Annotated in this window: 9 protein-coding genes and 2 rRNA genes (1 of these 11 only partly in view); 9 read left to right on the top strand and 2 right to left on the bottom strand. The window is 68.6% G+C overall.

Going from position 1 to position 11359, the window contains the following annotated elements; translation table 11 throughout:
- The 7 genes from LLG88_10375 to LLG88_10345 form a co-directional block, all read left to right on the top strand.
- Positions 1–2590 (top strand): 23S ribosomal RNA (locus LLG88_10375) (it extends 389 nt beyond the left edge of the window).
- Between the two features lie 120 nt (positions 2591–2710).
- A 5S ribosomal RNA gene (gene rrf / locus LLG88_10370) occupies positions 2711–2827 on the top strand.
- A gap of 95 nt (positions 2828–2922) precedes the next feature.
- Positions 2923–3660 carry a YebC/PmpR family DNA-binding transcriptional regulator gene (locus LLG88_10365; GenBank protein ID MCE5247308.1) on the top strand — a complete coding sequence of 246 codons (738 nt, stop codon included), beginning with the start codon at positions 2923–2925 and terminating at the stop codon, positions 3658–3660.
- Between the two features lie 19 nt (positions 3661–3679).
- Positions 3680–4207 carry a crossover junction endodeoxyribonuclease RuvC gene (locus tag LLG88_10360; GenBank protein MCE5247307.1) on the top strand — a complete coding sequence of 176 codons (528 nt, stop codon included), beginning with the start codon at positions 3680–3682 and terminating at the stop codon, positions 4205–4207.
- Positions 4204–4803 (top strand): Holliday junction branch migration protein RuvA, encoded by a 600-nt coding sequence (ruvA, locus tag LLG88_10355; GenBank protein MCE5247306.1) that lies wholly within the window; start codon positions 4204–4206, stop codon positions 4801–4803. The genes LLG88_10360 and ruvA overlap by 4 nt, the downstream gene beginning before the upstream one ends.
- A gap of 68 nt (positions 4804–4871) precedes the next feature.
- Positions 4872–5873, top strand: coding sequence for a Holliday junction branch migration DNA helicase RuvB (gene ruvB, locus LLG88_10350; protein MCE5247305.1), 1002 nt, complete (start codon positions 4872–4874; stop codon positions 5871–5873).
- 18 nt (positions 5874–5891) lie between these two features.
- A complete protein-coding gene (locus LLG88_10345; protein ID MCE5247304.1) occupies positions 5892–7934 on the top strand; it encodes an ABC transporter ATP-binding protein/permease in 2043 nt (680 codons plus the stop codon).
- A gap of 24 nt (positions 7935–7958) precedes the next feature.
- On the opposite strand, the gene LLG88_10340 is transcribed toward LLG88_10345, so the two are convergent.
- Entirely contained in the window at positions 7959–8549 is a 591-nt protein-coding gene (locus LLG88_10340; GenBank protein ID MCE5247303.1) for a hypothetical protein, read from the bottom strand.
- Between the two features lie 94 nt (positions 8550–8643).
- On the opposite strand from LLG88_10340, the gene LLG88_10335 reads away from it, so the two are divergent.
- Both LLG88_10335 and LLG88_10330 read left to right on the top strand, forming a co-directional pair.
- Positions 8644–9312: a hypothetical protein gene (locus tag LLG88_10335; protein MCE5247302.1), complete on the top strand. Its 669-nt coding sequence runs from the start codon at positions 8644–8646 to the stop codon at positions 9310–9312.
- A gap of 3 nt (positions 9313–9315) precedes the next feature.
- On the top strand, positions 9316–10041 hold the full coding sequence (locus LLG88_10330) for a glycosyltransferase family 2 protein (protein ID MCE5247301.1): 726 nt from the start codon (positions 9316–9318) through the stop codon (positions 10039–10041).
- Between the two features lie 88 nt (positions 10042–10129).
- Here LLG88_10330 and LLG88_10325 read toward each other — a convergent pair whose 3' ends face one another.
- Positions 10130–11326 (bottom strand): VWA domain-containing protein, encoded by a 1197-nt coding sequence (locus tag LLG88_10325; GenBank protein ID MCE5247300.1) that lies wholly within the window; start codon positions 11324–11326, stop codon positions 10130–10132.
- Positions 11327–11359 lie beyond the last annotated feature (33 nt).

Here is an 11359-nt window from a genome sequence, read left to right as displayed (position 1 = left end):
GGCCGGTCACAGAAGGTAAAAACCCTGTAGACGAAAGCGTGATGGCTCCCTGGAGTCGTTCCCGAGTACCACGGGGCACGTGGAACCCTGTGGGAATCCGGGAGGACCATCTTCCAAGGCTAAGTATTCTCCTGCGACCGATAGTGCACTAGTACCGTGAGGGAAAGGCGAAAAGAACCCCTGTTAGGGGAGTGAAATAGAACCTGAAACCGCATGCTTACAAGCTGTGGGAGGGCCATGGCCGAGCAATCGGCAATGCCTGACCGCGTGCCTTTTGCATAATGAGCCGGCTAGTTACTCTCGGCGGCAAGGTTAAGCGATAAGCCAGCCGCAGCGAAAGCGAGTCCGAATAGGGCGTCTAGTCGTCGGGAGTAAACGCGAAGCTTAGTGATCTACCCTTGGCCAGGGTGAAGCGTGGGTAACACCACGTGGAGGCCCGAACCATTGTGGGTTGAAAACCGCTTGGATGAGCTGAGGGTAGTGGTGAAAGGCCAATCAAACTGAGTTATAGCTCGTTCTCCCCGAAATAGCTTTAGGGCTAGCCTCACGCGTTTCTTGACGGTGGTAAAGTACTCTCAGGACTAGGGGGTGTGACAACCTACCGAATCCTTGGAAACTCTGAATGCCGTCAAGCCAGAGCGTGGGAGTCAGACGGCGGGCAATAAGGTTCGTCGTCAAAAGGGAAAGAACCCAGACCGCCAGCTAAGGTCCCAAAGTACAGGCTAAGTGGTAAAGGATGTGGGGCTGCTGTGACAGCTAGGAGGTTGGCTTAGAAGCAGCCATCCTTCAAAGAAAGCGTAACAGCTCACTAGTCGAGCGGCCCTGTGCCGATAATGTAACGGGGCTAAGCCTGTCACCGAAGCTGCGGACTCGCGCAAGCGAGTGGTAGGGGAGCATTCCGTAGGAGATACAAGCCAGACCGGCAAGGACTGGTAGCGGCCTATGGAAGAGACTCTGCCGGCACAAGTAGCGATAAACGAAGTGAGAATCTTCGTCGCCGCAAGTCTAAGGTTTCCTGAGGAAGGTTCGTCCGCTCAGGGTGAGTCGGATCCTAAGGCGAGGCCGAAAGGCGTAGCCGATGGGCAGCAGGTCAACATTCCTGCACCAGCACAGTGAGCAATGGGGAGACGCAGGAGGCTAGGCGTACAGCCGGTTGGAAGTGGCTGGCCCGAAACCAAGCGGGGTCTCTAGGCAAATCCGGAGGCCACATACCGCGAGGCCAAGGGGGAAGTGCGGCCTTGTGCCAAACGAACTCGTTGATGCCACACTGCCAAGAAAATCCTCTAGCGTTAATTGCTGTGCTGTCCGTACCTCAAACCGACACTGGTAGACGAGGAGAAAATCCTCAGGCGCGTGAGTGATTTCTCGCTAAGGAACTCGGCAAAATAGCCCCGTAACTTCGGGATAAGGGGTGCCCCGGTAGGGTTAATAGCCCGAGGGGGTCGCAGTGAATGGGCCCAGGCGACTGTTTACCAAAAACACAGCACTCTGCTAAGTCGAAAACGACGTATAGGGTGTGACGCCTGCCCGGTGCCGGAAGGTTAAGAGGAGGAGTCAGCGCAAGCGAAGCTCTGAATCGAAGCCCCGGTAAACGGCGGCCGTAACTATAACGGTCCTAAGGTAGCGAAATTCCTTGTCGGGTAAGTTCCGACCTGCACGAATGGCGTAACGATCTGGGCGCTGTCTCAGCGAGAAGCTCAGCGAATCTGTAGCACCTGTGAGGATGCAGGTTACCCGCACCTAGACGGAAAGACCCTGTGAACCTTTACTGCACCTTGGCAGTGGAATTCGGTGCGACTTGTGCAGGATAGGTGGGAGGCTTTGAAGCTGGGTCGTCAGATCCGGTGGAGCCAATGGTGAGATACCACCCTTGTCGTTCTGAGTTTCTAACCTAGAGCCGTGAATCCGGCTCAGGGACATTGTCAGGCGGGTAGTTTGACTGGGGCGGTCGCCTCCTAAAATGTAACGGAGGCGTGCGAAGGTCGGCTCAGGCTGTTTGGAAACCAGCCGTAGAGTGTAAAGGCATAAGCCGGCCTGACTGTGAGACCTACAAGTCGAGCAGACGCGAAAGCGGGCCTTAGTGATCCGGCGGTTCTGTATGGAAGGGCCGTCGCTCAACGGATAAAAGGTACTCCGGGGATAACAGGCTGATCCCGCCCAAGAGTCCACATCGACGGCGGGGTTTGGCACCTCGATGTCGGCTCATCGCATCCTGGGGCTGAAGCAGGTCCCAAGGGTCCGGCTGTTCGCCGGTTAAAGCGGTACGTGAGCTGGGTTCAGAACGTCGCGAGACAGTTCGGTCCCTATCTGGTGTGGGCGTAGGAGACTTGCGGGGATGGTTCCCTAGTACGAGAGGACCGGGAACCACGGACCTCTAGTGTACCGGTTGTGCCGCCAGGCGCAGCGCCGGGTAGCTATGTTCGGAAAGGATAAGCGCTGAATGCATATAAGCGCGAAGCCCACCCCAAGATGAGGTCTCCCGGAGCAATCCCTAAAGACCCCTCGGAGACTACGAGGTTGATAGGCCGGAAGTGCAAGCGTGGCAACACGCTCAGCTGACCGGTACTAATCGGTCGTGAGGCTTGACCTAAACCGTTTGATCCTTTGTTTGGTGCTGTCCACAGGCTCAACACTTTCAGCGGCCAACGTCGAATTGTCGAGGCGGTCCGAAAGGGCCACCGCGTTGAAATCAAGAAACACCGAGGAAATTCCCGGTGACCATAGCGAGGGGGCCACACCCGTTCCCATCCCGAACACGGCAGTTAAGCCCCTCAGCGCCGATGGTACTGCGCGGGAAGCTGCGTGGAAGAGTAGGACGTCGCCGGGTGTTAATGGGACCCCCGCCTTCGGGCGGGGGTTCTTCTTTATTAGGCCGGTCGTGCTACAGTCTGGCCGGCTAGCGAACAGCCAGAGGACCGATCGATGAGCGGGCACTCGAAGTGGGCCAACATCAAGCACCGCAAGGGCGCGCAGGACGCGGCCAAGGCGAAGCAATTCACCAAAGCCGGGCGCGAGATCGTCGTCGCCGCGAAGGCGGGCGGCGGCGATCCTGACGCGAACGCGCGGCTCCGGGCGGCCATCGCCGCGGCGCGCGACGTCAACATGCCCAAAGATCGGATCGAGGCCGCCATCAAGAAGGGCGTCGGCGGCGGACTGGGCGCGAACTACGAAGAGGTCGTCTACGAAGGGCACGGCCCGTCCGGCGTGGCCGTCATCGCCAACGTCCTGACCGACAACCGGAACCGCACGGCGAGCGAGATGAGGTTCCTCTTCAGCCGCTACGGCGGCGAGCTGGGCGTTCCGGGCTGCGTCTCCTGGATGTTCGACCGCAAGGGGTACATCGAGATCCCGGCGGACGGCGTCGAGGAAGAGAAGCTGATGGAAGTCGTTCTGGAGGCCGGCGGCGACGACGTGCGGCTCGAAGGGGACGTCTTCGAAGTCTACGCCGCGCCCGAGAGCTTCGAGAACGTGCGCGAGGCGGTCGAGAAGGCCGGGATCAAGGTCGCCAAGGGCGAGGTCGCGATGATCCCGAAGAACCTCGTCCGCGTCGAGGGGAAGAAGGCGGAGAGCCTGCTTTCGCTGCTCGAGGCCTTGGACGACCACGACGACGTGCAGAAGGTCGCCGCGAACTGCGACATCGACGAGTCGGTCGGCGCTTGAGCCGGCCGCAGGGCCGCCGATGACGGGCGAAGCCGGATTCCGCGTCCTGGGCGTCGATCCCGGGTCCCAGCGGACGGGCTTCGCCCTTGCTGTATTCAGGGGGGACGAGGTCGTCGGCCTCGAGCTCGGAGTCTGGCGCGTGCCGGAGGGACTCGGGCGCGCCGACGGCTTGGGGTTCCTCGCGCGGGCGATGGACGACTTCCTCGAAGGGCGGGAGGTCGACGTCGCCGCGGTGGAAACGCCGTTCACGAAGATCAACGTCCGCTCGGCGCTGGTGCTGGCCGAGGCGCGCGGCGCCCTGCTGGCGACTCTCGGGCGGCGAGGCGTGCCGGTCGCGGAGTATCCGCCGGCGACGGTGAAGAAGACCATCTGCGGCGCGGGGGCGGCGGAGAAGGAACAGGTGCGGCGGGTGATGCTGCTCACCGTGCGCGGATTGCGACGTTTCGATCTTTCGTCGGCCGGACTCGACGCCACGGACGCGTTGGCCCTGGCCGTGACGCATCAGGCGCACGGGCGCATCCCGGCGATGCGGGGAGCCGGACGATGATCGGTCATCTGCGGGGAACGCTGCTGCGGAAGACGCTGCCGGCGGTGCTGCTCGACGTCGGCGGGGTCGGCTACGAAGTCCGGCTGCCGCTCTCGACGTTCGAGGCCCTTCCGGCGGAAGGCGCGGCGGCCGAGCTGGAGATCCTCACCCTCTTCCGCAACGAGGCGCTCGAACTCTACGGCTTCGGCTCGGCGGCGGAAAAGGAGCTCTTCTCCGCGCTGCTGGGCGTCGGCGGCGTCGGGCCGAAGATCGCGCTGTCGCTTCTCTCGGCGCTGCCGCCGGGCGAACTCGCGGCGGCGATCCAAGGCGAGCGGCCGTCGGCGCTGGAGCGGGTGCCGGGCGTCGGCAAGAAGACGGCGCAGCGGCTGGTGCTCGAGCTGAAGGACAAGCTGAAGGCTTGGAGCGCGCCGGCGCGCGGCGCGGCGGCGCCGGCCGGGGGAAGCCGGCGGGAAGACGCGCTGGCCGCGCTCGAGAACCTCGGGTACCGTCGGGTCGAGGCGGAGAAGGCCGTGGACGCCGCGTCGGCGGAGGCGGCGGACGCGCCGCTGTCGGGACTGCTGCGGCTTGCGCTGCGCCGGCTCGGCGGGGGACGATGAGGCGCGGAGAACGGCGGCGTTCGCCGGCCGCGAGGTGAATCGTGACGCTCGACGCGCGCGCCGCTCGCCTGACGAGCGGCATCCCGTCCACCGACGATCTGATTCAGGAAGAGGGGCTGCGCCCGGCCCGCCTCGCCGACTTCGTCGGCCAGACGCAGGTCGCGGAGAATCTCGGCGTCTATCTCGAGGCGGCGCGCCGCCGCGGAAAGCCGCTGGACCACGTGCTGTTCGCGGGCCCGCCGGGACTGGGGAAGACGAGCCTCGCGCACATCGTCGCCAACGAGATGGGGGCCAACCTGCGCCAGACCTCGGGGCCGGCGCTGGAGCGGGCCGGCGACCTCGCCGCGCTGCTGAGCCATATCGAGCCGGGGGACGTGCTGTTCGTCGACGAAATTCACCGCCTCGGAACGGTCGTGGAGGAGGTTCTCTATCCGGCGATGGAGGACTTCTCGCTCGACTTGACGGTCGGGCAGGGGCCGGGCTCGCGGTCGGTGCGGATCGAACTGCCGCCGTTCACGCTCGTCGGCGCGACGACGCGCGCCGGACTGCTTTCGGCGCCGCTGCGCGACCGCTTCGGGATCGTCGAGCGACTGGAGTTCTATCCGCCGGGCGATCTGGCGACGATCGTGGCCCGCGCCGCGGGGAAGGTCGGCGCGCGGCTCGCCGACGACGCGGCCGAGGAACTCGCGCGGCGCTCGCGCGGCACCCCGCGCATCGCGCTGCGGCTGCTGCGGCGGCTGCGGGACTTCGCCGAGGTGCGGGGCGACGGCGAGGTGACGCTGGCCGTGGCCGACGACGCGCTGAAGAGGCTCGGCGTGGACGAACTCGGGCTCGACGGACTCGACCGGCGGCTGCTGTCGGTGATCGTCGAGCACCATCAAGGCGGGCCGGTCGGCCTCAACACGATCGCCGCCGCGCTCGGCGAGGAGCCGGACACCTTGGAAGAGGTTTCCGAGCCGTACTTGATCCAGATCGGCTTCCTCGAGCGGACGCCGCGCGGCCGCGTCGCCACCCCGGCCGCGCGGGCGCATCTGGGCCTGCCGGGCTTCGGCGGCTCCCTCTTCTCCTGATCGTCCGAGGAACGCTTCGTGTCCGACCTGAGACGCCTCGCCTCCTATCTCCTGCGGTACCGCGCTTCGCTGATCGGCGCGGTCGCCGCCGCGCTGTTCGCGGCGGTCTTCTTCGGCGGCGCCGTGGCGATGGTCAAGCCGCTGATGACCGCGATGGTCTCCGCCGCGGCGAAGGGGGGAGCGCCGATCGCCGTCGCGGAAGGGCGAAACGCCGCGCCGACGCAGGCCGCTCCGGTTCCGGCGGCGCCGATCGTCGTCGCTCCCGCGCCGACGGCGGCGCCCCAGGGCGCGCCGACGCCCGCGGTCCCCGCGGCCCCCGAAGCGGCCGCTCCCGCGCAGGCGGGTCCGACCGGGCCCGCGGCCGCCGCTCCCGCGCAGGCCGCGGCGCCGACGGCGCCGGAAAAGACGGAGCCGTACGAGAAGCTGCTCCCCGACTGGGTGGGCCGCGCGCGGGCGCGGATCGAGGAGATCGTCCGTCCGGCGAAGGAATGGGTCCTCGCGAAGGACTACGTCCGCGTTCCGCTGGTCATCATCGCCCTCTACTCGCTGAAGGCGCTGCTCTTCTTCTTCGCCGACTACACCTTCCGCAAGACCGGGCTCCGCGCCACGGCCGAGCTGCGCAAGGAGCTCTACGAGAAGTCGCTCGTCCAGTCGGACATGTTCTTCCTCAAGCACAGCACGGGGGAGATGATTTCCCGGATTCTCGGCGACGTCTCGCGTCTGCAGTCGATCCTCGGGTCCGACATCGGGCAGATGCTGCAGTCGGTTCCCGCCGCGGCGGTGATGCTGGTCGTCGCCTTTTGGCAGTCGTGGCAGGTGACGTCGGTCTGCCTCGTCGCGATCCCGCTCTTCGCGCTCGCCGCGGGGCGGATCGGCAAGCGGGCGAAGAAGGCGGCGCGGCGCGCGCAGGAACAGCAGGCGGAGCTCGTCGCGCGGATCGAGGAGTCGCTCATCGGGCGGCGCGTCGTGCAGGCCTACGGCGCGGTCGAGCACGAAAAGGAGCGGTTCGCCGACACGATCGACCGCAACCTGCGGCAGGAGAAGCGGGTGGCGCGCGCGACCTCCGGCACCCCGGCCGCGATGGAGATTCTCGGGACGCTGGCCTTGATGGGCCTCGTCCTCTTCGCCAGCACGATGACCCGCGCGGGACACCTCGACCCGAAGAGCGTCTTCGTCGCCCTGCTCTCGCTGGGCGTCGTCTTCACCCACGTGCGCCGCGTCGGCCAGCTCAACACGACCGTGCAGCAGGCGCTGGCGGCGGCGCGCCGGATCTTCGAGGTCCTCGACGAGCCGGTCGTCGTGCAGGACCCGCCGCATCCGCAGCCGCTCCCGCGCTTCGCCCGCGAGGTCCGCTTCGAGAACGTCTCGTTCGACTACGGCCGCGGACAGGTGATCCACGGCGTCGATCTCGTCGTCCGCGCCGGCGAGGCGCACGCCCTCGTCGGGCCTTCGGGCGCGGGCAAGTCGACGCTGGCGATGATGCTGCCGCGCTTCATCGATCCGACGGCCGGACGGGTCTCGATCGACGGCGTCGACCTGCGCGACGTTCTCCTCGCCGACCTGCGGGACCAGATCGCGCTCGTCAGCCAGGAGACGCACCTCTTCGACGGCACCGTCCGCGCGAACATCGCCTACGGCCGCCCCGACGCGCCGCTCGAGGCGGTCGAGTCCGCGGCGAAGGCGGCGCACGCCCACGACTTCATCCAAGCGTTGCCGCAGGGGTACGACACGCCGCTCGGCGAGCGGGGCTCGCAGCTCTCGGCGGGACAGCGCCAGCGTCTGGCGATCGCCCGCGCCTTCCTCAAGGACGCGCCGATCCTGATCCTCGACGAGGCGACGTCGGCCCTCGACTCGAAGTCGGAGCGGGAAGTCCAGGTGGCGCTGGAGGCGCTGCTCGACGGCCGCACGGCGCTGGTGATCGCGCACCGCCTCTCGACCGTCGCGCGGGCGCACTGCATCCACGTGCTCGACGGCGGACGGATCGTCGAATCGGGACCGCACGCCGAGCTGCTCGCGAGCGGCGGGGCCTACGCCCGCCTTCACGCCCTGCAGCAGACCTGAGGAGACGCGGCGGCGCGGCGTCCGTCACCGCGCGGCGGGGAACAGCAGCGCCTTGGCGAGGAAGAAGCCGACGAGCAGCACGATCACGACCGCGGTCAGCCCTTCGCGGTTGCGGGCGAAACGCTCCCCGCGCCAGCGCTCGCCGTTGTCGGCGTACGGGCGGAACGTGGGGAAGAGCGCCGGCACGGCGGCGTTGTACTTGCGGTACTCCTCGCCGTGGAGCGCCTCGAGGCGCGCCGGCTCGATCCGCTCCTTCCGCGGCATGTAGTAGCCGAAGAAGACGAGCAGGCCGAGGAACAGCGCCATGATGTTGAGCGGCACGTCCTGCCCGAGGGCGCGAATCGGCATCCAGGCGGCGATCCCGAAGCCGGTCAGCAGCAGGAGCCGCCCGAGATAGAGCGGATTGCGGGTGAAGCGGTAGGGGCCGGAGGTGATCAGCTTCTCGGTCTTGTGGAGGTGGCCCGCGGCCCAGCAGCGGACCGCTTCCCCGAGCAGCGCGATCGGCGCGCCGACGACGACCGCGACGAGGGTCGGCTTGGAGAGGACGAGGAGCCCCGCCAGAAAGAGGAACAATCCGACGAGACGCGCGATCTCCGCCTTGGAACGGCCGGCCATGTCGAAACCTCCACGATGCGGGGCCGCGCCAGGGCCCCTAGAATGAGCGGCGCATTATAAGGGCTTCGTCCCCGCCGAGGGCAAATCGTTGGTTTTGCGCGACGAACATCCGACAAGGGCCGAACTGGCGGCCCGGCGCGGCGCGGACTTGGTCCGCGGCGGGCCGACGAAGGCCGACCTCTGGCTGTCGTCGCTCGCCGACGGGACCGCGGTGGTCGTGAAGGACTTCGCGGCGAAGATCCTGCCGGTCCGCTGGTGGGGGCGGCTGCAGATCCGCCGCGAGGCGATGTTCCTCGCGCTGCTTCAGGATCTGCCGGAAGTGCCGCGCCTCCACGGCCGGATCGACGGCCTGGCCTTCGCGATGGAGTACCTCGCCGACGCGCGGCCGCTCTTCGGCCGCGAGTCCGGCCCGCGATGGGCGCCGGTCCTGGCGCGGATCCGCGCGGCCCTCGACGTCGTGCAGGCCCGCGGCATCGCCCACCTCGACCTGCGGGGGCGCGAGAACGTCGTCCTGCGCGGGGACGGGGAGCGGATCGTCGTGCTCGACTGGGCCGGGGCGCTGCGCTTCCCCGAACGGACGCTGCGCCGCCGCCTCTTCTGGCGCCTCGCGAAGCTGGTGGACGACTCCGCCTACATCAAGTGGAAGGACATGCTGGATCCCGGCTCGCTGACGCCCGAGGATCTGCGCTTCAAGGAGCGCTTCCGCCGGATTCGGAAGCTTTGGCCATTCAACCGCAAAGGGTTGGGCTGGACGAGGGAGTGAGCCGTGGTGGTCGCCGAGGAAATCGTTCCGCGGGTTTCGCTGGTCGCGCCCGTGTTCGACGAGGTGGAGTGCCTTCCCGCGCTGCTCGACGAAGTGCGCGCGGCGATGGCGGGGCGCGACTACGAGTTCGTGCTCGTGGACGACGGCTCGCGCGATGGCTCGTCGGAGCTGCTCGACCGCGCCGCGGCCGAGGATCCGCGGATCGTCGCGCTCCACTTCGCGCGCAACGCCGGCCAGACCGCGGCGTTCGCGGCGGGGTTCGCCGCCGCGCGCGGCGAGATCGTCGTCACGCTCGACGCGGACGGGCAGAACCCGCCGTCCGAGATCCCGAAACTGCTCGCCGCGATGACCGACGGCGTCGACCTCGTCGCCGGCTACCGGCTCGGGCGCCGCGACTCCGCGTGGCGAAGGATGCAGTCGCGGATCGCCAACGGCGTGCGGAACAAGCTCTCCGGGGAGACGATCCGCGACACCGGCTGCTCGCTCAAGGCGTTTCGCGCGCGCCACCTCAAGGCGATCCCGCTCTTCGCCGGCATGCACCGCTTCCTGCCGACCCTCTGCCGCCTCGCCGGGGCGAAGGTCGTCGTCGAGGTCGGCGTCGCCCATCGGCCGCGCGTCGCCGGCCGCTCGAAGTACGGCATGTGGAACCGCGCCTTCCGCGCCTTCGTCGATCTGCTCGCGGTCCGCTGGATGCAGAAGCGCTGGCTGCGCTACGAGGTGCGCGGCTGAAGGGCGGTCGCCGCCGGCGGCGGGCGCGTCGTTTCCCGAGGCGCCCGCGCCGCGCGCCGCGAGGCGCGCCGCCGACGGACGATCCGGATCACTGCCCGACGAAGTACCCTTCGCGCGTGCGGGCCGCGGCGCCCGGACGGCGCACGCGGACCTCGATCGTCCGGAACGTCTCCCCCGGGCGCGGGGCGGGGGGGCGGTAGGCGATCGTGTACTGCCGCCGCAGCTCGTCCTGCACTTCGCGGAACGCCGCGCCCAGCCGCCCGGCCTTGGCGACGGCGACGAACTGGCCGCCGGTCGTCCGCGCCAGACGCCGCAGCACCTCGGCCGTCGTGAAGCGCCCGGTGAAGTCGGTCTCCGTCGCGAGCAGCGGCCCCATCCCCAGCGCGTAGACCAGCGCGTCCACTTCGTGCGCCTTGCGCACCGCCTCGTCGAGCGTGTGGAACGAGCCGGGCTCGAGCCCCGAGGAGGCCTCGTCCCGCCCGTCGGAGAGCAGCACGACGACGCGGCGGAACCCCTCCGGGGCCGCGGCCAGCTCGGCCGCGCCGCGATGGACCGCGTCGTAGAGCGCCGTGCCGCCGCCCGCCGCCAGCGCGGCGAGGCGCGGCAGCGCCGCCTGCGGCGGGCCGAGCGGCGTCTCGACGCGCACGTCGTCGGAGAACGAAATCAGCAGCGCGCGGTCGCGCGGCTCGAGCGCGGCGAGGAACTTCTCTCCCGCGCGGCGCGCCGCGTCGAGCTTGTCCCCTTCCATGCTGACCGACGCGTCGACGACGAGGGCCACGGCCAGCGGCGCGGGCGCGGTCTCGAAGTGATCGATCTCGACCGGCCGGCCGCCGTCGAGCACCTCGAAGTCGTCGCGCCCCAGACCGGCGATCGGCTTCCCGTCGCCGTCCACGACGCTGACGGCGAGCGTGACCAGCCGCACGCTGACCTCGGTCGCGGGAACGGCCCGCGTCGTCAGCGAGGCCGTCAGCGCCCGCCCGTCGGCGAGGCGCGCGCGCACCTCGAGACGCCGCGGACGAAGCTCCGCGCCGGCGTCGATCGTCGTCCGCCACGGCGGGCGGACGAGCGTCGCCGCGGCGCGCCCGTCGAGCGCGACCACCGCCTCGCGGACCGCGCCGTCCTCGACCCCCTCGAAGCGGAACGCGACGACCGTCGGGCCGACGACCGGCGCTTCGGCCGGCGGCGCGAGGATCACGATCCGCGGCGGCGCGTCGGCCGCCGCGGCGGGGAACGCCGCGGCGCAGAGCAGGGCGGCCGCGGCGCGCGGAAGGAACGTCGGACGCATGGCGACCAAATGTATGCCGATTTCGGGCGGCCC

The organism is bacterium (genome assembly GCA_021372775.1).
In the GTDB taxonomy this organism is placed as follows: domain Bacteria; phylum Acidobacteriota; class Polarisedimenticolia; order J045; family J045; genus JAJFTU01.
This window is presented reverse-complemented; position numbering and strand designations above follow the sequence as displayed.